This is a genomic window from Pirellulales bacterium (assembly GCA_036499395.1).
In the GTDB taxonomy this organism is placed as follows: Bacteria; Planctomycetota; Planctomycetia; order Pirellulales; family JACPPG01; genus JACPPG01.
On sequence record DASYDW010000040.1, the window covers coordinates 12288 to 34771 of the forward strand.

Sequence of the window (22484 nt, forward strand, 5' to 3'; positions counted from 1 at the left end):
GATCATCCTCGCGCCTGGTCGCGCGTGACTTTAAGAAAGGTGGAGAAAGAGAGAGCCTGAGCACGAGCCTTTTTGGCTTTCACCAGCGCGGCTTCGCAGGAAGAGATAAAACCTTCAAAATCGAGTGGCTCGCCAGTTACGGTAATTGACCGGCCGTTGTCTAAGGTTACGACTGCGCGCTTTGCGGCCGGAGCAGAAGCGAGCTGGCCCGGCTTTTGCAACCGTTTGGCAGTTCGCGCAACGCCGTCGCGTTGTAGTCGGCCTTGGACGACTTCGTTCGCAAGGGCCGCTTGGCGTTCCACATCGGATACCTTGGCAATCTCATAGGCGGCATTCAGACCGATGAGGCCTGCGCCAACCTGTTCCAAAATTGCTTCCGGTAGTTTCAGGATCGTCAGGAGCTTGGTGATCGTCGTCTCGGACAGTTGCAGGCGTCGCGCCACTTCCGCTGCACTGTGGCCGCTCAACCGCAGCAGCTTGGCGATATTTCGTGCCCGATCGGGAATTGAAACATCCGTACGGATGGAGTTCGCAACCAGCTGTGTCTCGATGTCCTCCGCTTCGCTGAGTGTCCGCTCTTCAATGATGGCATTGAGAGTTGTCCAGCCGAGTTTTTGGGCAGCCAGCCAGCGATGCATTCCGTCCTGGCCATCGTAGCCGTGCGCTGCATGACAGACGCGGATCGGAACCAGTTGGCCATGAATGTGCAGACTGGATGCGTAGATATTGACGCGAGATTCGTCGATCGACGAGCGAATATTCTTGTCCCACCGAATTGCTCCCAACGGAATCTCTTGGACTTGAGCCGTGGCCATGGAATGCTCCTTAGGAGTGACGGCCATCGCCGGCTCGATAGGCGGCAATCGCGGACGAGGCGCCGGCGACGATCGCCCCTAGGTCATCGACTATGCCGAACGGCCCCAAGAAGGCTTCGGGGATAACATCTATCGGAGATATGACATAGACGCCACAGAACAGGGCAAAGACCCAGCCGACGATCTGGACGAGCATGTCCCGCAACGGGCTATGCGGAAGCGAAATGAGAATCATCAATGCCAGGAATAGGACCGTGCCACACGTCGCCATAAGAGAAAGCATGTCGAAAAAGTTCATAAATCACCTTTAGGGGCTTAGTCGTGTCGCGTTGACGCTCTTGCGAAGTACAAAGCGGCCAAGACGCGGGCAATCTTGGCATTACCCACGTCTCAGCCCCGAGGATCAGGGACTCACCGGGCCACCGGCGATGATCCAGACGATAATCGTCCCGATCACATGCGCTACGATCGCTTCGATCATGGCGATGCTCCTTTTGCAGGGTGTCTTCGCCCTCCGGTGTGCCGCAACCGTTGCGGCAATCTGCACCAACGGCGATCGTTCTCATGTCGCGACGTTTGTCGCAACGCGAGTGTCTTTTAGCAAACCGATCGAAAAGGCCTCGGACTGCGCACGAATCGTGCGCAGTCCGGCAGACCAAGGAAATAAGAAGGTGTTAGGGCGCTCGTCTTCCCAGTGATGCTTCTGCCTGAGCCTGGGCAGCTTTTTCCAAGCCCCGCAGCGTTTCTTCGGCGTGCTTGCGCCCTGGCGAAATCGCGAAAAACTGATAGTCGTCGGTGAGAGCCGCCCGGAGGTCTGCCAGGCTATTCTGCGGGTAGGGATCTGGCCGACCCAGCGCCAAATCTAAGGTCTTCGCGATCAGCGCCGTCTCGTTGGCGCGCATGGCGACATAGATAGCGCCGTTCAAATCTTCGTCAGAAAGATTCGATTCACGGCCCGCGTATGCCGGATGAAGCCGCGGATTGGCGGCAAGAACGGCCTCACGACCGAGCTGATCGCTCGGAATCTTGAGCCTAAGAAGGTCGTAACGCGATTTGTCCGTAGCCATCGCAACAAAGGAGTTGTTCGCCGATGGCTATAGCGCGATACGAGGACCTTGTCAATCGCGGACTCGGTTTTCTGCATGGCGGCGTTTGGCCGCCCGGTATTTTTCGATTTCCGCGAACAAGTCACGTCCCGCCTGAGTAAGTCCCCCCTTTTTTTGGCGCGATGCGCCACGCTCGATGAGATGAACGCTGGCTTTGCCCTTGCTCTTGCCAACAAGTTTTTCCAGTCGCTTTAACGCTGTCCCGACATACGCATCGCTACAGGAAACGCCCAAGGGCAACGTGCCATTCTTCTTCCGTTCAGAAAGACATATAGCCAAACCACGGTTTGTTGATGGGCCACCATTATTGATGATGTCTGCCACGATCGCGAAGAATTCCAAAAGGCGGTCGTCACGTAGCGCGCTTAATCGAGTTTCGGTACAGGGCGCCTGGCTCGCACCGAGCCGGGTTGTGATTCGCTGTAAGTGGCGTTGCATCGACGGTTCAGTCGACGTTTGATACTCGGCGATCATCGGTATCGCTTCATTGCCGATGCTCGCCAAGGCTTTTTCAATCCAACCTCCAAGATCATCATCCGCGTTCTTCAGTAACGCCAACAAGGCCGGTACGGCATCTTGCCCGCCCGGACCGATCGCGGCCAGGGCCATTACCGCGCAGCGGCGTCTGTTATCGTCGCCACGTTCGATTGCAGTGATCAGAATCGGTACGGCAGGCAATGCTTGTGGCCCCATCAGGTACAGGACCGAAGCCAAAGTCTGCTGTACAATCGGATCGTCTACGTCCACTATCGCTTGTGCCACTTCCCTGGCGGTCGTTTTGCCGATATGCACCAGCGCGATACCGATTGGTTGTCGCGTTCGCACGTCCGATTTACGCAAGGCGGAAATAAGCTCAGGAATTGCCGTCTTTCCCGCGACGCCCAGCGATTCCACGATTACCTCTAACACCTCATCGTCGGTTTCAACCAGAAGCCGACTAACTAACGCGGAAATCGCTATCGCGATCTGCTCTTTGAGGTCGCATAACGCCCGTGCTGCGACACCTCTAATATTTCGATCTTCTGATCCGAGTCTCTTGATTAGCAGCTTGACCGCATTAGCGGGCATCTTGATCCCCGGCTTCCGCAGCGCAATTGCTGCGCTAGAAACTACCTCCCAATCGTCGGACACTAGTGCCTCGAATAAGGCTTCTTCTACACCTCTCACGCTACGGCTGAATTCTCCAAAACAGGTGGCGATGGACGATCGCACCGCGACATGGACCTGTTCATCAATCATCATTCCACGCAGTACCGGAACGACGGAGCGTGCCACATTGCCCATGCGCCCGAACGTCGAAATAATCGCGCACTGGGCCACGGGAGAGGCGTTTGGAAGCGCCGCTGTTAGAAAGTTAATTGCATCAGATGTCCTGTCCTTGAACTCAATCCGCGCCAGGGCTGCTGCAGCCAGACTGATCAACGTGTCTTCGCCACTATTCAACGCCTGTTCCAAAATGCGTAAAAGGCGTAACCCGAACTTGGGTGTCGTGCTCAAGGCGCCCGCGGCAGCTGTTCGAACATGCTTGTCGCCGTGTCGCATTCGTAGCTTGAGCGCCGCAACGGCGCCCGCTGGAACTAGCCCGCTGTGGCAGAGCATAGAGGTGGCCATGCGAAGACCGTCAACGTCTTCGCTCATCAGGGCATCATGTACCGCGGCCTCGGCAGTCGCCGCAAGCTCTTTTTCTATCAGGTCCGGTCGATGCTTTCGGAAATAAAGCAGGGATACGGCGGCGACCACGCGTTTGGTGCCGTTTAATGATTGTACCGCTTTGGAAAATTCAGGGACCGCCGGGGCCAACCCAATCGACTGTAGACTACGGACGGCTTCGTCAGCGTGAAGCAACCACTTGTCGGGGCTCGTCATCATCGCGAGGAAATCGCGGACGACTTTTGCAGGCCTCGGTCGGCGTGGTCCAGGTTCTATCGACACCTGCACACATCCCTATGCTATTTCGCCAGCCCATACGTGACATTACGGCATGATTACGCAGCCATCCGCACTTCCTGTGTCGAGGCAACTTTGGCCGAGGTGCCCGAAGCCTGCTCAAGCTGTTGCGCAACAGGCCATCGACATCTGACTGATGGCTCGTTGTCGAGCTCCGGCCTCGCAATAGCGATGCCCGCAGATGTTGCGCGCGCTTCCCATGCAAGATCCCAAGCTGCATCTAGAAAACGGCTCAAGACGGGCTGGGCCCGGAGACTCAGATTCAATTATCGACAACTCAAAATCGTCCGGGTAAAGATTGGGGAGTAGCATCAAGGGTGGAATTACCTTCGGGAGTCAAAAGACGGTGAATTTCAATTCCATATCGCCCTTTGCTTTCAATACCGAGTGCCAGGAGTGTTCCATCTGAACTCAGATCCATATTAAGCATCTTTTCCTCCGGACCGCCCAGTGTTAGCAGTTCGCTACTTGTAGGAACATGCCAGAACCTCACCGTATCGTCCGTTCCTCGAGTGATGAGCGTTTGATCATCGCGAGCGAATCGTATGTCTACGACCGGCCCTGCGTGACCGACCATTTTTTTATACGATGAAGGCCGCCTGAGGTCCCAACAATAGATAATGCCTTCCGCCCCCGTAGCCGCGACAATCCAACCATCCCGTGAGACGTCCACAGCGTAAAGCCGTTCATTTGGGCCGCGAAGAATAACGCTGGGCACCTCGTCTGTTGCTCTTCGCAATCTGCATTCTCGTGACCCGAACATATCGAACCACAGATCGCCGCGGCCAGTATGAATCTGGCCGAGACGTTGAAAGTTCTTGCTATTGGAAGATTCGATGGCACGATTACTTGCGCGATCCAGGACGACATGCGTATAGTCCAGGTCGCGAGAGCGTCGCGGCGAACCGTTTTCTGAATAGTAATTCTGTAGAAGGACATATATACATTTGCCATCGAGAGAGTACGCGACGTTCTCACAGACTGTCGATCGTCCCGGATCGAAACGTTGGACAATGGCCCCCGTATGAGCCGATCGTATCTGCAATTGCCCACCTGATTCTAGAACGACAACGTCCTCTCCATCGGGCGAGAACCGGCACCGATAGCCCCAATAGTCCATTCGCCACGTGCAGTACGGTACTACTCGTGCTTCCCATTGCGGCACTTTTGATTCAACGTCGTACATTCTTGCAATGGCGCTGTCGTTTTGCGTCCGTTCAACGATCATGAGTTGCTCGCCGGAAGGGCTGAAGCGCACTCCCCAAGGGCGTCCAGCGAGCGAAATGTCGAAGCCAGCGACCACATTAGCTGTTGACCAGACCGAAAGATTTCCGTCGGCGCCCGCCGAGATTAGCCTCGAACTATCAGGTGAAAATGCTGCGGTGACCACTCGGCCCGCGTGCGCGAGACGTGGCGATGCAACGGCAGGTTTCCCTTTCTCGACATCCTCGATATTTAAGATTTGGATCGTGCCGTCCACGAAAGCAATTGCTGCCGATTCGCCGTTTGACGAACAGCAGATGAACGAGGAATTACCATGGAGCGTACAGAATTCCTCAGGCGGCGGTCCTTCAATCTGGCAAACAGAAATCGAATGCGTCAACGCAGGCGAGGCTTTACTCTGGGTACTAAGAAGTAGGCGAGGAACGGCACCGGGTATTGGACAGGCGACATAAACCCCTCCGCCGAACATCCAGGAGCGCGGCGGCGTTTGCGTTTTTGGATATACAAACTGCAAATCCTGGATGCCTTGATGATCGGCAATCAGAACTTCGCCGCTTGCTAAATAGCTAAGGCCTCTGATGCCATCAATCGGACCGATAGCATGTTCGAGTTTCCGGTCTCGCGTCAGTAGAATCTCGTCTCTGGCTCTGGTCTTTGGGTCAATGATGACGATTTTGGAACCGTCGCCTCCGGCTGCAAGCTTTCCCTCAGAGCCTAGCCAACTGAGGCACCAAATGCGCCCTCCGATAACCGCCTCGTCGAAGATGACCGTTTGATCGGGAACCGACCGCACGACGAGACTCCCGTCGTCACGGCCCATCGCTAACATGGAGCCATCGGCCGAGAAGGCGAGCGCATTGACATCTATTCCCATAGGGGAATGCCAAGACGCCTGCTTGGACCAATCGCGAGTATCCCAAAGCGCTACATAATCGTCCTCGCCTGACGATGCCAAGATATCGCCGCGGGGTGAAAATCCAACGGCGAAGACTCCCCCCGGATGCGCAACGAAGGATCGCTCAGCGCTATTGGCTTTTTTCCAGAGCCATTGCCATTCAAAACCATTTGCAATACGGCCAGGCGACCTGAACCGTGATTCCTTCAATAGCTCCACCGCCTCACCCTTAAGGCCTCGCTGTACGGCGAGCGCAGCGCTTCGGATCGTAGATGCGTACTGATGCTCGCGTTCAGCCTTTTCGGCCATTTTGGTCGCCTCTTCTGCAGCGGCGATGTGCTTACCGGTCGCAACGCGATCCTCTCGCCAGAAAGCAATCGCAAACACAAACAGCAGCATTCCAAATACCGCGCCAGCGAGAACTAACGTAGTCGCGGGCCGCCGCCGTGCCAGGCGAATTCCGCGACGTGCCAGAGACGGCCTCCGTATGTGGATCGGCTCATCATTGAAAAAGCGGCGCAAGTCGTCTCCTAACGCTCCTGCGGTGGCGTACCGATGATGAGGGAGTTTCTCCAAGCACTTTAAGACGATCGTCTCCAGATTTTTGGTGACCTGCTTGTTGAGGGTCCGAATTGGTTGCGGCTCGTCTTCTCGAACTCCGCGGCGAATGTCGTCCGAAGTGCGTCCGCCGAACGGACGCCGCCTCGCGAGAAGTTCGTAGAGAATGACCCCCAGAGAGAACACGTCCGACGCGGCCTCGACGTTAGAGTCCCCACGAGCCTGTTCGGGCGACATGTAGAAGTCAGTGCCGACCGCGACACCGGTGAGCGTAGCGATCGAGAACGCTGGATCGTCGGGCCGTCTCGCCAAACCAAAGTCCGAAACGACCGGTTCGAACGCTGATGTCGAGCCCGGACTGGGACGCAACAAAACATTACTGGGCTTTAAATCTCGATGCACAATGCCTTGTTGATGCGCGAAGTGCACCGCCTTGGCGACCTTCTCCATCACTAATACAGTTTCCGTGATGGTAGGAGGCGTCTCACTTGCGGCCCATTGCTCTAACGTGGGCCCTTCGATGAGTTCAAGGGCAATGAAGCAGACGGCGTCAAGCCACCCATAATCGTAAATCTTAATGATGCCCGGATGGGCCAGTTCAGCTGCAATCGTCGGCTCTTCGACAAAGCGACGGCTGGCCGCAGCGCTGAACATGACCGCCGGCCAAGCGATCTTAACAGCAACATCGATACCCCGCTCCAGGTCGGCAGCAGCGAATACGGCACCGTACGCTCCGCGTCCCAACAGTGCGTCGAGCCTGTAACGTCCCACTAGCCTTGGAAAGGCAAGATGGCTTGACGGCTCCGTCAAGTCGGTGGTCGATGCATCGGGCGCAAAGGATGCAAGCCAAACCATGAGGCTCAGGGTTTCCCGGTCACGGTCGTAGGTCTCGCCCACCGAGCGCTCAACAGCCGAGGCAGCGCTATCATTTCGCATGGAAGACATCAGCGCCTCTCAACTGACAGGAACTCTGCCTTCAATCGCATAACCGCGCGTTGGTAGGCCTTACGCACTGCCCCGACATTGGCCCGCATGGCGGTCGCGAGTTCCTTACAGCTCATTCCCTCGAACAGCCGGCTACGAATGATGAATTGATCGTTCGGATTCAGTCGACCAAGTGCCTGAAACGCCAATGCCTGCTGTTCTTTTTGCGAGATGACATGGGCAGGCGACAATCCATCTAATCCATCATTGAAACGGCTGCACAACATCCGCCAAATGTGATGCCGGCGCTCGTGGTCGCCATGTAATCTGGCGTTCCGCGACCAATGCAACCGCCTGAAATACAATGTGCTTCGTACGTATTGCCGGAAGTCGGCAAACGACTCCCCTGGAAAGTTTGCGACGGCCCCAGGAACGCCGGCAAGTGCCTCTTGAATGAGATCGGACATGCTGCGCGAAGGGCTGAGGCCCGATGGGCGACCGCGACGGCCGTACCCGATCCATAGATGATCATTTAGTCGCGACACGAGCGCATTGAGTGCTGCCGGCTCACCAGTTCGGGCTTTTGCCAGCAGTTCATTGAGATGAGTCGCCGAGTTGCTGTCCTTCTCTATGCCGTGCTGAACCGGCACACCGTCGGAGGTAGGATTGCCATCTTCTGTGGTCCGTAGCGTGTCGCTCATTAGCTTTCAGTGACCGGGGACAATTGTATGTAAACTGACCAAATATCGAAACCATGGCGATTACTATGATGGTTGCAGACTCAATATTCAATGACATGCGCAAGAGCCTATAGTGCCTAGCCTTAAGGCGCGTCTGTCTCATTTCTGATCGCTGCGCATACTGGCAAACCGGCGCTCCGCATGGCTGACACTCCGGGACAATATCAAAAACTAGATGTCTCGTTTTTGCGTCTGGCGCATTTAATAAATAGTCATCTGCACACTTCAGGCTGCAGGACCTCAAAGAGCGCCGTATCCCGCTTTTTGCAGGACTATCACTTAGATCTAGAGCTAATGATTATCGATACGATCGCAACATAACGACAAAGCCGATTGCCGAACGTTCGGCCACTTTGCGATCATCTTTACGGCTAACCAAAACAGCCGTACTAACTGCCTGGCGCCATTGGCGCCGGATTTATTTCCAAAGACGTCCAGGATTCAGAATTCCTGGTCATTTGACGGAGCTTAGTGGCCCTGTGGGCGTACTTCGTTGAATTGAATTTGGATTTTATTCCAATATTTGGGCTTCAGACCAAGAACTTAACCACTGGAGAATCGAGATATGAACCACGTTGCCAATCACTTCCGGCTCCGTCTTATTGCAACGTTATGCGCTATCCTTGGCCTTCTCGGAACACATGCAGCTGCGACCGTCATTTCTCCTAACCTTCCGCCGGGCAGTAAATACGAGCTTCTTTTTGTCACACTGGATAGCACTGCTGCGACAAGTACAAACATCGCAACGTACAATGCCTTCGCTGCCGCGGAGGCACAGCTTAGCCCCGCGTTGAAAACGCTTCCGCCTTCAGTGCAATGGCACGCAGTAGCATCTACCAATTCCGTTAATGCGATCGTCAATGCTCAAGACAATGACATACCCGTGTATAACACGCGCGGCGTTTTGGTGGCGACGGCACTGTCTGGACTTTATGACAGCGGTCTGACCAGTCCAGTTCAGTTTAACCAATTTGGAAATTCTGAAACGACATTAGTATGGACAGGGTCGAACGGGCTCGGCGGCGTGGTGTCAAACGGCCAGATGGGCAATGACAATGATGTTGCTCAGGGTTTATCCAGCGCGGTGAATACCAGTTGGATTTTTAACCAAAATACGACTCAGTCCGTCAATTCCTTTCCCATATACGCTCTCAGCTCCCCGATCACAGTTCCAACTCCTGAGCCCTCAACCGTGGCAATTCTCGGTTCTGGTCTATTAATTCCCATTGGACACTACTTCCTGCGTTGGCGGCGCTGGCATCGTAAGCCCACCGGCCAGTGAACGTCGCCACCATCGAGATTCGACAACCATTCTGCTCGCCCTGAGCAAGCTTAGTGGCACCGGGAGCGTTTTGTGATCTACAGGCTTGTTGGTGGCAATCGCCAGCGCAGATTAGCCTCTGGCGATCGCGTCCGCGCATCTGAGCGCCCCGTACTATTGGCTATAAGGCCTCGGAAGGCTCTTTGCAGCATAGTGCGAAATTAAGGATAGGCGTAATAAGCGGGATTGGGCAATCAAAACCTATAGGCTGCCCCGACCAGCCCCACGACATCGGTATTGCCTGCGATGTTGTCCGCGTCGTGGCGGGCGGTGAGGGAGAGATTCCACTCGAAGTTATCGTGCACGGGGGCCTGATAGGTGGCGCCGAGGTCGAACTCGCTGCCGTTCGGTTTTAAGCTGAAGCGCTGGCTGCCGAGGATGGGCGTGCCGTCATCGGCGACGGAGGCGGTGATGAGCGACGCCGAGCCGGAGACGACCTTGAGCGGCGATTTAACGGAGAGCGAGAAGCTGTCGCCGTCATCGAGCAGGTCGCGCTGGCTGAGCGATGCGCCGTAGCTGGTGGCGATGAGCGGCGAGACGCTCTCGATGAGTCCTGAGCCGATGGAGCCTTTGGTGCGGGCGGCGGCGGCTTCGAGCAAGAGGCTGGTCTTATCGGCTAATGCAAATCCCGATGATACGCCGAACGATAGGGTCTTGTTGCTGTTGCCGAAGTTCAAAAGACCATTCGGGTCATAGCTGCTGCCTAACAGGCCGGATTGCTCGTCGAGCAGGCTCATGGAGACGCCCGCCGTCCAGCTATCCGTGATCTTGGTGGTCAGGCCCATGCTGGCGGCATTGGCGTTGGGCGATGCCCAGCCATTGTTCGCTATGGGATCGGACGCCTTGGTCTCGGACCAGGCGAAGGCGACGCGGGTATTCTTGCTTACGTTCGTTCCCATCGCGGTGAACATGCCGCCTTCGGCAAGACTGGCGACACCGGAACTGATGCCGAGCGAAGAAGACGCCAGAGAGAGCAAACTGTTCGATCCCCACAGCGAATCGGCAAAGGAGGCCGAAGCCGGGAAACCCTGCCCGGCGGCGAAATTAGAACCGGAGGCGTCGGTGAAGGACACGAACCAGTTCTCATCCGCCGCGTGGCCCATTGTATGATTCAGATCCATCGCATCCTGGCTGCCGAAGGCAAGCTGGCTGCCGTCGGCAAAGTGCGTGGAGCTGGTCTGTGCCTGCGGCGCGGCCATCGCCTGCGCCGTAGAGGTCGATGAAGGCTTGTAGCTGATGAGATAAGAAAGGTTCTGGGTGAAGTCGCGCTGGAAGCTATCGAAGACGGTGTAATTGGTCAGCCCCGCTTCAATCGCCTGCATCGCGCCTAAAGGTCCGCCCGCTCTGATGCAACTCACCACCTGATCGACCGAGACGTTGCCCTTTGGCGTCAGCACACTCACACTGCCGATGGGGTTGAACGCCGCCGTCAGGTTCAACAAGCCATTACCGTAGGTGCTTGGGTCGCCCAAGTTCGTCGCCGTGTCGAAGAGAACCTGCGTCGTCGTGCCGTTCTTGAAAAGTATCGGCCAGCGGGATTCCAGCAGTGCCACGGCGCCCGTCACATACGGCGCCGCAAACGACGTCCCCGATCCCTCATTCGGTATGTCGCCGGGAGCCATGAGCCACACTGAAGACAATAACGCGGAAGGCCCGGTCAAGGTGGTAACTAACTTAGGTGAGCAGACCGTAACGTCTCCACAGTAGTTGGTGGAATAAGTGCCATCGGTAGGATTCAAATATAATACCTCCTGCGTTCCTGTCGTTCCAATAACCTGATAGCTCGGTGCGCTACTCCAACTCTCCACCATATTTGCCGACGTGACGGCTCCCACAAGAATAATATGGCTTAATGCCTGCTGACTATATCCCAAGAAAATATCATCGTTGTAAACATCTCCCCAGTTCCCACCTGAGATGACTATAGCAGCGCCCTTACCGGCAGCATAATTAATACCGGTCACACTGTTGATAGCGCCCTGCATACTAACATTAATAACTTTTGCTCCGCCATTTACTGCTTCTTCAATACCCACATCATAGCTATCTCCGATAACATCAATTGCAGCCTTCGGTGCAACACCTATCTGCAATGGATTGGCACCAGCGGCGACTCCGGCTACTACAGTGCCATGACCAATAGTATCTTTGATGCCAGTGGCAATACCGTACGTCAGGCAGATCGCGCACGTGCTCAACGGCGATATGCGCCCGGCAAACGCGGGGCCGCTCGGTTCCTGAATGCCCGTATCGACGATGCCAATGGTTACGCCATCGCCGTAGTTGCCTTCAGCTGCTATCGCCTGCGTCAACCCTATCTGGCGTAAGCTGGAGGCGTTGTAGCCGCTCGTATATGCGCTCGCGGGCGGCGCAGGAGTGGAATCGACAACCTGCTGGAACGTCGGTCCGGCTTCTAGCCAATTGGACGATACCAGTGCCAAATCCTGTGCATTGACAACACCGTCACCGTTCGCGTCTCCCGCTCCGTAGCCAGCGCCCCAATTGGACGAGATCAGCGCCAGATCCTGCGCGTTAACGATCCCGTCGCCATTCACGTCGCCGGGCGTGAGGTTGAGTTGTTGGGCGTGGGCAAGCGAGGCAAGCATCGACACAGTAACTGCCATTGAGTGCGTAATCGCTTTTCCGCTAATCATATGCCCCCTCCGTTCCACCTCTTCTGCGCAGGTCCTGTAGCCAGCTCCGCCCGATCCGATTTATTAACGTATTTTAACTCTTGCGTATTGCAGTTATATGACACATATGTGACAGTTATGTGACAGTTGCATTAAAGTATTTGTGATGTGTAGGATGGCACTGCTTGCCGGCCGACACTCCTAACCTCCCGGCTAGGCAAGAGCTATTCGCCCACCTCGGTATACTCAGCGGCCATTTCGCACCGACTGGGTTACCAGTAGATCAAGATGGAGTCGGCTTTGGAAATCGCCTGCCTGGGATGGGGGTCGCTCGTCTGGGATCCAAAAGACCTCCCAATCCGGAGCCCCTGGTTCAGCGATGGTCCATTCCTTCCGATCGAGTTTGCGCGAATCGCAAAGGACGAAAGGGTCACGTTGGTTCTGTCGCCAAATGCCCGTCCGGTTAGAATCTTTTTTGCGCTTCTATCGCCGACGGATCTTGAAGAGGCAAAGTGCAAGCTGGCAAAGCGAGAAAGATTCGACGACTTTGCTCAGAAGCCGAACAATCGCATCGGGTGTATATTGAAGAAACCAGACAGCGGATCAATCGAAATCGCGCCGAGAAAAGAGATAGACCGAAGCGTTATCGAGAAGATTCGGCTTTGGCTTGGCGTCGTTGGCATGGACGCCGTGATCTGGACGAACTCCAAGCCGAAGATGTCTTCCGCCGACAAGATCTATAGGAAGCCAACTCTGCCTGAGGTGATTCGGCATCTCCACTCGCTGCCTGACGCGCAGAAGAAGGCGGCTGAGGAGTATATTAGAAAGACGCCTCGACAGATCGATACGGAATACCGTCGCCAAATTGCAAGCGAATTCGACTGGTGGCCCATTGGCGACGTTTGAGTAAGACGCCCGAAGCCCGTGTCGTATTAAGGCTTCAATTAGTGCTCTGTCGTCCCGTATTACTGGGACTGTAATGCCATACGATCCCAACCAGTAGTCGCACGTTCGGCCGAGCTTGCTGTCGTGCGCGGCTGATGTCTTTTGCTGACTTGCGTCGGTGCTCTTAACTGATGCGATCAGAATGGCGCCCATGCGCCAGTCAGCGAACCCCTCACGCGATTGGCGATTCACCACTGGAGAGAAGCCTTATTGGGGCGGCAAGTGGGGAGCAAAGGCCAGAAATCTCAAAGACCGTAATTGGATGCTCCCCCGACGGCGTTTTGCACAGAGCTGATGTGCGATGGCCTGGAGTGCGGCCCAATTCTCCGCTTGATCGAGCAGAGCCATGGTTTGCTTTACGACATCACGAAGATTCAGGTGCCTCCAGGTAGATTTCTCTAGGAAGATTTTCTGGTCACTGCTGCTGAATCCTTCGCCGGAAACGTCCAGCATGTGGCTCGCGTCGTCAGGGACGGTGAATGCAGTCCTGAAACTCCCCGGGCACTCTTCCCTTCGTGGCTCACCGATGAAACGCAGAAGATCATGCAATGGTGCATCGGATGCAAATTGCACGGTCAGATTATATCGCTGACTCGCAATGTACTTGGCTTCCGCGAGGACACCGGCAAGCGATACGATAGCCCTTCCTGGAGTTGAAGGATGTGGCTTCTTACGAAGGCGACCGCTCTGACCAAACCAGCGCTCTTTCGCCTCGCAATAGAAGATCGCAACGCGCCCATATGGGATGCTGTGGAAATGGCCAGCGACTACGTGCCCTGCCTCGTGATGAGCAGCTTCCACCATCCCCGGATTCATATTCAAAATTACCTCGTTTTTTACCTGCGCGGCAAGAAATGCACGAAGGTCGGCCGACAATACCACGCATGCAACGACTGTCGAAATGCTAGCGCGCTAACCAGCGCATCCGGCCAGCGGCTTAGCGTCATTCAAGCACGTAGATGCCGCCATGCTCCGGTGTTGTCCGTGCCTACATGATCCCCGCCGACGAGGGGCGAGTATTACACGAAAGTTCTACTATCGTTATGCTTTGGAATGTAAGTGGGTCAACAACAATATTGTTTTAGAAAAGGAATCATCGTGCCACGTACGAAGGTCAACAAAGCCGCCAAGATACGGGAGACGTTTGCAAGACTGGGTGCGGCAGCGCGCCCTAAGGATGTTATTGCCGAACTGGCTGGCCACAAGATCGAGGTCTCGTCTGCCCAGGTCAGTAATGTCAAGGCCACCATGAATGGACATCGCAAGAACGGCCACGGCAGGCCGGCCAAGTCCGGCACAGTTTCCATCACGGAACTGTTCGAGGCAAAAAAGCTCACCGATTCGCTCGGTTCGATCGAGCGGGCCCAAGGTGCCTTGGCCGCACTCGCCAAGCTGCAATAGCTCAAAAACCGCAGGGATGCGGTTTTTTTGTCCGTACTTTATGGTGACGCAGGCGTCACGGCCACTTACTCTTCCAGGTGGCGCGTGGCCGAGTCGTTCGCGAGCCGCACAGGGTTTATTTCTTCTGGATCATGGTGCGCGCCCAGCTCAGCCTCCTTTGAGGCCATGAACTGGTCGCGTAGAATGATCGCCAATCCATTGCCGCGAGGTGATGGTGACAATTTGAATTGACGCGCAAGCGCGTCAAGACGCTGCTTCCGAGAAAACTGCGACGTTTTATTTGGAGAAGTAGTGCCTTGCAGCCGCGCCCCGATCGGGGCGTCGGCCAGGGCACGTTCTCCATACCCTGTCGCAGGGGTTCTCGGAGCGTCCTTGTGTCGACGCCCTCTTTTTTCCGGGGGAATGGCGAATGGCTGCACGTCTCTCGAAGACCCCGGCTGATCCTCTCGAAGCACTGCCTTCTCTACCGCTGGACGAGCGCGAGTGGCAGGCCGTCGTCAAGTCGCTCCGACTCTCTCCCCAACAAGCCAAGGTCGTGCGGCTACTATTGCGCAGCGCGGCCAACAAGCAGATCGCCTTCGCGCTAGGCATCAGCGAGCCAACCGTGCGGACGCACTTGGAACGAATCTTCTCTCGAACAGGAGTAGGTGACCGCATGGAACTGGCCATGCGCGTACTAACCGTCTGTCGAGAGTTAGCCCTCGGAGACGCGTGTCCTCCAAATCGATGACGGTAAAGCTGCTGACGTGGAAAATGACGACTGCCGGTTCGTTTCACGTCCCGTTAATCTTCGGGGCATCAATCGCCTTCTCGGATTTCGTGGTAAATCCGCGGCGACGTGAATCCTCTGCTCATCGCTAATGAACTCCGTGCGCCCACGCCGCCAACCGACATCCACGTCACTTACGTCGGATTTACGGGACCGGTGATGGCCTTCGTTTCTGGTCGGCTCTCTTTCGGGCAGTGCTGTGGCATCGCCGAATAGTACCGATCATCCACTGAGACGTTCGGAAGGCGCCATCAAGAAATGCCCATTTGAGGCGTTGGGCTGCGCCTGGGATTCAACTTCAACGATGATCATTTACAAGGGGAACTCGATGATGCAACGTTTGCAAGGTTGGCAACTCTTGATTTTCTGCGGAATCGTGCTGGGCGTGACCGACAAAAGTTCGGCCGCAATTCTCGGTTTTGGCGATTTCAAGCAGTTCTCGGTCAATAAGAACGATACGCAATCCGCGCCGAACTTATCGCCAGGCCAGATCGAAATAACCAGCGGCGACTTTGGCGAATCACGCAGCGTCTTCGCTCTGACGCCACAGGCGACCGCCGGATTTACCGCATCCTTCACATATCGAGCGACCAATGTACTGGCCGACCTCGGCGATGGCGCCGCATTTGTTATTCAAAACAGTCCTTCCGGCGCCGCCGCAAAAGGCGCGACGTTCGGTGACTTCGGCTACAGCGACATCACAAATAGCGTGGCCCTGGCCTTCGACCTTACTAGCTCCGAGGCAGGACTATTCACAGGGGGCAATGGAGGGCGAGGGGCATCTCCACTGGGATCGATTAACCTCGTCTCAGGTGACGCGATTGACGTCGCGCTATCGTACCATGCCAATTCGCTCAGCGTCTTGCTTACGGACGAGACAACGAAACAGACTTCCTCGTTGCTTTACCAGATTGATATTCCTGCAATGGTCGGGGGCACGACCGCCTTTGTGGGTTTTACCGCTGGCAGCCCCGACCCCACAAGCCAGTTCATTTCTAATTTTACGTATACCGGGATACCCGAGCCATCTTCAATCGCTTTGTTGGCGATCGGCGGCGCCGCAGCGATCGGCCTTTCCCGGCGCTTTCATAAGAAACAATGAGCGCGAATCGCCTTGCAATCAGCATGGCGCCGCGCAACGCCGGTTGTTGCGCGGCGCTATTCTTGCACCTCTAAGTTTTCGATTACCGAGGCGACGACGACGATGATGAAATCATGGCCGCCGATACGATCCGCCAAAAGATTGAACCGATTGACAGAAACTAGTTGCCCAACCGTGCAGCGTTTTGTCCTTCCTTTAAACTTCTTCGCTTGCGCGAAGCGTTGATCCGGTAAATAATTAATGGAGTGCAACGATGGTCAAGGAGGACAACATGGCACACCTGAAACTGACGCAACGAGAATTAGACCGACTACTTGGGGAAGCGTGCCTCAAGAGAGACCTTGACAAAGCACGTCTAGCGATTGTCGCAGGTGCCAATGCAGATGAACCCAATGGCTGGTGCATCTCTACCGCAGCTCGCCTCGGAGATAAGGACATGATTCAATTGCTCATTGACGAAGGTGCAAACGTGAATGCCCAATCGTCAAACGATCTCAGAACAGCCCTGCACTACGCAGTCAAAAATGGTGCGACAGAAATCGTCCGAGTATTACTTGATTCTGGAGCCAACACGAATGTCGCAGAGAGCACGGGTTTTACGCCTATCGATCTTGCGCACCAACTCGGTAATCACGAGCTAATTGCCCTCCTTAAGAAGGCGGCGGACAAGCACAAAGTAGGGTCCGATCCGATCCACAAGCTTCTTAATCGCAGGGCCGGCCAGCAAGATCACACGGCGCGCCTTACCGAGGATCGCGACGACACTGGCCAGAAATATGTTGGTGATCTCTAGCGCTCTCCAATAAAATTGACGTTGCGCACCTTCTATGTTCAGATCGTCGATAATCCAATCCTCGTTCGCGAAAGCACCTGACGCTATCGGCAAATTTCCAGTGGATTTCTCCTTCAACTGATATAGATAGAGTGGAATTTTGCCATGGGGCCTGCAGTTTAAGGGCTTCTACGGCCCGAGCAGGCCAAATCCACGTGGTTGTCATGAAGCCTTACTCGTTCGTCCCATACGTGTGCCTCCTCGGGGGGGCGCCAATGGATTTCCAGTGAAAGTGAATAGCGACGCCGTAATGCGAATCAGAATTCTAATTCTGTCCCGGAATTGTGCCAAACATGGCTCGATCAATCCCGCCCTCAATTCCGTAGGTTACAAGTGGAGTGACCAGGCTCGCTCCTTCAGGTGCGATTGATCCATTCTCCTGCGTAGACCGGGCCCGCCGCTTGATCACCTGCAGAGGTAACCTTAAGATGCGCAGCTTTCCAACTCATCGCTGCCTGCTTACTACATCAACATGCCAATCCGTGAAATCCTACCCTTTACGGACGACGGAGATGGTCTCGACTTTGGCGAGTTCTGGAATGATCCGGACTTGGTCGGCGCGGCGATTCGACGGCTGTTGGTCGCGCTTCAACCGTGCATTGGGTACTGCTTTCGCTTGCACGCGGTACATGACGGCATCTCTTGGTTCGAGCCATATGGCACAACCGGATTAGTCTCCGTTCCAACGATTACCCTGCCCGCTAAAGTCAAGTATTCACGGCTTCTTATTCAAGAGCCCAATCAGGAACGATGGCCCATCCTTGGGCAATGGACCGAAGGCATTTCAACAACACTTCATCCGAGCGCGATCAAAGATTCCTGTCATATTCAGATCCGGCTGAAATCTGGGAAAACCTATGTAGGCTACTTCAAGCTCGCCCTAAACAGGAAGTTGCCACCCGAGGACGACGAAGTCCGAGTAGCGTTTCGGGACGTCAAGCTGTGGCTCGACGCTACGATCGCTAGCCGGGAACGAGCAAACATTTGGAGTACGCCGTCTGCCGTTTCGGCCCTCGCAAGCACGCATGAAGACATCGAGCACGACATCAAAACTGGGCGTCCAAAGGCAGCTATTCAAAGGCTCGCCAGCCTGCTGACCTCGCACATTGGCAGCGCGATGAACAGGGCGATCCTTCTTTGGCCAACCGCCGACGATGCACTCAGCTGCATTTATGCTCATGGAGGTGACTGCAGCGACGAATGGGCTGCGCGTATACAAGCCGGATTGGCGCATAACGTGCGGTCTTTTTCGGCGCTGCAAGGACAGGTTTCATTGGAAATGCCACCGATTAGTGATCCCCTGTATCGTGATCTCGCAGGCGGAAATCCGTTACGACTAAAGGACGTATCAACATCCAAGCATTTGATTGCTCAGATTTGGCGAAGGGGGGGATCATTAGAATGGATACCCCACGAGAACGCTGTAGAAGACGAGCCTCCGGTCATCCGAGAACTTTCGGATGGCGGAATGCTCGTGAGCGCTAGCCCCATGTACAACATAGCCGCCAGATTCGACTTCAATGATTCTTGGTTGGCAGAGGTGCGTAATGAATGTGTCGACTCGTCGTTTTTCCTCAACAAAAACGGCACGGTATTCGCCCTGACTTGGTTTTGGGAGCGGACACCGCTAGGAATTTGGCTCTTTGATTTAGGTGCTTGGAGCAGGTTCGACTTACGTCATGATATTGTTCCAAGGCTGAAGGCAGCGAAAATCATTCTGGAACAATTTTCCCAGCACTTCGTGGGGTTAACCATCTAGAAAAATGGCACAGTTGGTCAAGAAAAGTGAAAATCTGGACGAAGAAACCAGCACGGGTGGTCGTGCGCGCTGCGATGGCGAGCGCAGCTTTTCGAAGGAGAATTCGTGTGAGCGTATTCATCGATGCAGCCGCGGCGGAAGATATCTCGCGCGAGGCGTACTTCTTGCTCGAGCAGCATCTGCAAGGACTTCGCTTAATGGTAATGCACGTCTCGGCAAATTTTGCCAGACATGAAAATCCCTATCAGGGCGTAACGCGCAACCACGTACATAAAGCGTTGGAAATCGTTGCGCAAAAAGGGCTAAATCTTCGGATTGATGACGACGAGCCAATCGGCGACTTTCCTCAAGACACGTACATCTACTTGGAAAAAAGGCTGCACAATCTTAGGCTTTTTGTGATTCGCTCTGCAGCGGCCATTGCCAAACCGGCTGGAGCTTCGACTACGGCAGAGCCTCGTCGAATTGCGGCCCAGCACATTGAATCCGCTTGGAACGAGCTGGCGGACGCATATTCGATTTTGCGATCGGTCCTGGTCGCAGACAGTGCGACTGCCGCCTGACTCAGGATTGTGATCCCGGTGTGGACGGCAGTTTGTGAACTTGTAGGGCGGCGAACTGCGCCCATTCGAGTGTCCCAAGTCGCCGCTCGTCGAGGCCCGAGTCTCTGATCATTTGGTCGCCTTCAATTGTGATCGCCTTGTTCCAGCAGTTGGACAATCCCTGCGCCCCGTACTCGTCGGCCAAATGAAAGGCCAGGGGACTTTCCTTTAGCACCTCATCGTTCGCAAAAGGCAGGCTCGCCAGATCGTTCTTGTTGAGGACGAGCAGCGAGTCCGGGTCAGGAACCCGGATGGCATCCACTACTGTCGCGATGCTCCTAGCTTCGTAGCTGAAGTGAGCCCGCGCAATGAATGCTAACAAGCCGCGTGGCACAGAAACGCATGATTTGAAGCGGTGTCGCAGCAAATGCATGGCTAAAGCAACTTTATCCGCTCTTGACTCAGTTGCTGTCAACGAGGGGACCTCGATCACGCCCCCATTTATGCGAGAAAAAAGGTCGACGAGTTTGTCATCTTCGTTGCTGACATGCTTCCTGCCTCGCGTAGTAAACATCTCACGAGCATCCCCCAATCTTTTTGGGAGGCTATGCCGGCTGCCTGCCAAGAAGAATACGCTTCGCCCAAGTCGCAGGTCGCGATTGGCTACCCCAAGTTCGCCATCCCAAAGCAGTGGAAGCAGCAGCGGGTAATACCGCTCATCACAGTCAAATTCGTCCAAGAACACCAACGGCAGCTTGCCATCAATCACTACGTTTCGTGCAGCATCAAGTACTCGAAGGAAGTCCTCTTTCGATTGCATCGTGGCCATATTAAATGGCACTAACGTGATCGGCGAGTCGCCAAGCTTCTTCGCAACGGATTTGACGAGCTGACTTTTTCCTGATCCGGGATCGGCCAACACTAAGAAATTCAGCGGCCGCTTCAAGGTCCTATCTTTATGGTATTCTTCGATTCGTTGCACGACTTCACGGATGCGACGAATGTGTCCTTGGTTTAGAGTGGCATACCCAGGAAGCTGGCACAGGCTCGCATATGAGTATATCAGGACCGCCTCCGCGATCTCCTCGTCGGCCGTAACACTTTCGATGCCACTCACGATTGTCTGACGCGCCTCCGAAAGAACACGTTCATTTCGAGCTCTTTCGTCGTCATCACCTATTGAGGACTTCGCGCCAAAAGTATTAATGAATTCATACGCCCGATCAAGCTCTGCCGAGTCAGAACGCGGTTTTTTCTTGCGTGCCATTAGCTTATATAAGAGACGAAAGAGTGTGCGATTTAAGCCAAGAAAAAATCCGTCGCCGGAAGATGCCCGCGTTTCTATGTCCGCACAATGTATCAAGCTATCACGGCCAATGCGAGAGAGATCGTGGTTTCCCGACTGGCATGCAACTGTTATTACTACAGCGCTCGACGATATACGCGACGACGATTTAAAGGCGTAGCCTTTCGGCGATCGTAATACTCAAACATATCTCTGCAAGTACCGAGCCGGCCGTTGCTGCATCTATAGAGCGGCGAAAGGGTAGCACGACATAGGGCTGTGACCTTCGACCAGTGTCTCAGAGCGTGTTTGACGAAGCAACCCAAAGATACGTGGCCGATTATCATGTCGCCGAGCACAGTTTCGCAATTAGTAGCCTTCGCGAACCGCGACGAAGACTTTGTCTTTCAGCTTACGCGCGCTCGCGCCGCTGTTAGGGCTTACGAAGGCCTGCCGATTTTTAACGGTATCTCCCCAGTCGTCTCGTGAATGGCGGAGACAGCCGAATTTCCGGCCAAGAAGTAGGTAAGGCCAGGAACGATGACGACCGTAAATGATCTGAAACTCGAAGAACACGTATATCGCTATTTGTTCGCCTCTCCGGCCGAGTTTCGGGGAGAATGTTTCGGGCACGGCTTCTACTTGACAGTAGCGTTTCCGAGTTGGGGAAAAAGGAATGCCTCCAATCGAAACGGCGACGGCTCACGATTCGTCTTTTCCATTCGAACCGAGCCTCCGGCGAAGGACGGCATCGTCGTTGAAACCTATGTGTGGGCCGGAGAGGAAGTCAGTGCACTGCTCGGGGCGTTTTACGGCAAATTGATCTTTAACCTTGGCCAAATTCAAGCCGGCAGAATACAGACGGTCCCGACGACTCCTAGCAAGCGACTAGATGACACTGCGCGAGCGCCTTTCAATTCCGAGCCGCGCAAGCCGAATGGCCCACTAATCAACCTATTCGAAGCCCAGCTCCTGATCGAAAGGTATATTTCAGGGCAGGGCGAAGAAAGGCTTGCCCGGATACTGCAGGCTGCCAAGTTCTACCGAATTGCTCTTGAGAGCATTCAGACGCGTCCCGAGATTGCGCTCGCGATGTTCTGCGCGACGCTTGAGACGCTCTTGCCCCTGAGGGTCTATTCGGAAGACGAACTCTATGATAAGTCCCTTGCGGCGATACTTAAAAGAATTGCCGAAGGCTATCCAGGCGGCGAGCGAATTGTGCGAGGTCTGAAATCCCGACTTTACCAAATCAAACGAAAAGTAGTCGCATTGGTCAACCAGTACCTACCAGACAGCTATTTCGATCAAAGAGAAACATCGTTGTCGTGGGCCGTAGTCAAGTCACGCGCGGAGCTTCTTTCGAGAATCAAGAATACTTACGACTTGCGAAGCAGGATTCTGCATACTGGAGATCGCAACGGACTCTGGTATTTGGAGAATGATCGACAGGGCGCCGAGATAGGCGCCGGTTCACCGGTGCTGGAGAACAAGAAGCTAGAGAAGGTATTGGCCGGCGCCATGACTCTCACCGGGGTCGAGCGAGTTACCTCAACGGTCCTGCGAGCCGTGATCACCGAGTGGCTTGGGTCTCCACCTGAAAGGCCTCTGGCGGTCAGCTTCGCTGACTAAAGAGGTTTTCTTGGCACATGCGCGGTAGGAGAGCGCGCTGGCAAGCCGTTGACGCGG

18 protein-coding genes are annotated in these 22484 nt (G+C 54.9%); 9 read left to right on the forward strand and 9 right to left on the reverse strand.

Features of this window, described 5'->3' with window-relative positions:
- Positions 1-2: 2 nt before the first annotated feature.
- The 6 genes from VGN12_06835 to VGN12_06860 all read right to left on the reverse strand — a co-directional run bounded on the left by VGN12_06835 (position 3) and on the right by VGN12_06860 (position 8170).
- Positions 3-815 (reverse strand): ParB/RepB/Spo0J family partition protein, encoded by an 813-nt coding sequence (locus tag VGN12_06835; GenBank protein HEY4309151.1) that lies wholly within the window; start codon positions 813-815, stop codon positions 3-5.
- A gap of 10 nt (positions 816-825) precedes the next feature.
- Positions 826-1098, reverse strand: a complete 273-nt coding sequence (locus VGN12_06840; protein ID HEY4309152.1) for a DUF1232 domain-containing protein — start codon at positions 1096-1098, stop codon at positions 826-828.
- Between the two features lie 391 nt (positions 1099-1489).
- On the reverse strand, positions 1490-1741 hold the full coding sequence (locus VGN12_06845) for a hypothetical protein (protein HEY4309153.1): 252 nt from the start codon (positions 1739-1741) through the stop codon (positions 1490-1492).
- Between the two features lie 192 nt (positions 1742-1933).
- Entirely contained in the window at positions 1934-3790 is a 1857-nt protein-coding gene (locus tag VGN12_06850) for a HEAT repeat domain-containing protein (GenBank protein HEY4309154.1), read from the reverse strand.
- A gap of 355 nt (positions 3791-4145) precedes the next feature.
- Complete coding sequence (locus VGN12_06855) at positions 4146-7400, reverse strand: WD40 repeat domain-containing serine/threonine protein kinase (GenBank protein ID HEY4309155.1); 3255 nt, start codon at positions 7398-7400, stop codon at positions 4146-4148.
- Between the two features lie 89 nt (positions 7401-7489).
- Positions 7490-8170, reverse strand: coding sequence for a sigma-70 family RNA polymerase sigma factor (locus tag VGN12_06860; protein ID HEY4309156.1), 681 nt, complete (start codon positions 8168-8170; stop codon positions 7490-7492).
- Between the two features lie 604 nt (positions 8171-8774).
- On the opposite strand from VGN12_06860, the gene VGN12_06865 reads away from it, so the two are divergent.
- Positions 8775-9491: a hypothetical protein gene (locus tag VGN12_06865; GenBank protein ID HEY4309157.1), complete on the forward strand. Its 717-nt coding sequence runs from the start codon at positions 8775-8777 to the stop codon at positions 9489-9491.
- 233 nt (positions 9492-9724) lie between these two features.
- Here the strand turns inward: VGN12_06865 and VGN12_06870 are convergent, their stop codons facing one another.
- Complete coding sequence (locus VGN12_06870; protein ID HEY4309158.1) at positions 9725-12184, reverse strand: S8 family serine peptidase; 2460 nt, start codon at positions 12182-12184, stop codon at positions 9725-9727.
- Positions 12185-12463: 279 nt separating this feature from the next.
- On the opposite strand from VGN12_06870, the gene VGN12_06875 reads away from it, so the two are divergent.
- Positions 12464-13069 (forward strand): hypothetical protein, encoded by a 606-nt coding sequence (locus VGN12_06875; protein ID HEY4309159.1) that lies wholly within the window; start codon positions 12464-12466, stop codon positions 13067-13069.
- Positions 13070-13315: 246 nt separating this feature from the next.
- Here the strand turns inward: VGN12_06875 and VGN12_06880 are convergent, their stop codons facing one another.
- The gene (locus tag VGN12_06880) at positions 13316-13984 is read right to left on the reverse strand and encodes a hypothetical protein (protein ID HEY4309160.1); all 669 of its coding nucleotides are present in this window, start codon (positions 13982-13984) and stop codon (positions 13316-13318) included.
- A gap of 183 nt (positions 13985-14167) precedes the next feature.
- Here VGN12_06880 and VGN12_06885 point away from each other — a divergent pair, with 183 nt between their 5' ends.
- From VGN12_06885 to VGN12_06910, 6 genes are all read left to right on the forward strand, one after another.
- A complete protein-coding gene (locus tag VGN12_06885) occupies positions 14168-14509 on the forward strand; it encodes a hypothetical protein (GenBank protein HEY4309161.1) in 342 nt (113 codons plus the stop codon).
- A gap of 409 nt (positions 14510-14918) precedes the next feature.
- Positions 14919-15239 carry a LuxR C-terminal-related transcriptional regulator gene (locus VGN12_06890; protein HEY4309162.1) on the forward strand — a complete coding sequence of 107 codons (321 nt, stop codon included), beginning with the start codon at positions 14919-14921 and terminating at the stop codon, positions 15237-15239.
- Between the two features lie 367 nt (positions 15240-15606).
- Positions 15607-16380 (forward strand): PEP-CTERM sorting domain-containing protein, encoded by a 774-nt coding sequence (locus VGN12_06895; GenBank protein HEY4309163.1) that lies wholly within the window; start codon positions 15607-15609, stop codon positions 16378-16380.
- A 253-nt stretch (positions 16381-16633) separates the two neighbouring features.
- Positions 16634-17173: an ankyrin repeat domain-containing protein gene (locus VGN12_06900; protein ID HEY4309164.1), complete on the forward strand. Its 540-nt coding sequence runs from the start codon at positions 16634-16636 to the stop codon at positions 17171-17173.
- 511 nt (positions 17174-17684) lie between these two features.
- Complete coding sequence (locus VGN12_06905; GenBank protein ID HEY4309165.1) at positions 17685-18971, forward strand: hypothetical protein; 1287 nt, start codon at positions 17685-17687, stop codon at positions 18969-18971.
- A gap of 107 nt (positions 18972-19078) precedes the next feature.
- Entirely contained in the window at positions 19079-19534 is a 456-nt protein-coding gene (locus tag VGN12_06910; GenBank protein ID HEY4309166.1) for a hypothetical protein, read from the forward strand.
- Position 19535: 1 nt separating this feature from the next.
- Here VGN12_06910 and VGN12_06915 read toward each other — a convergent pair whose 3' ends face one another.
- Positions 19536-20780: a hypothetical protein gene (locus VGN12_06915; protein ID HEY4309167.1), complete on the reverse strand. Its 1245-nt coding sequence runs from the start codon at positions 20778-20780 to the stop codon at positions 19536-19538.
- Positions 20781-21338: 558 nt separating this feature from the next.
- On the opposite strand from VGN12_06915, the gene VGN12_06920 reads away from it, so the two are divergent.
- Complete coding sequence (locus VGN12_06920; protein HEY4309168.1) at positions 21339-22427, forward strand: hypothetical protein; 1089 nt, start codon at positions 21339-21341, stop codon at positions 22425-22427.
- The last annotated feature ends 57 nt before the right edge of the window (positions 22428-22484 follow it).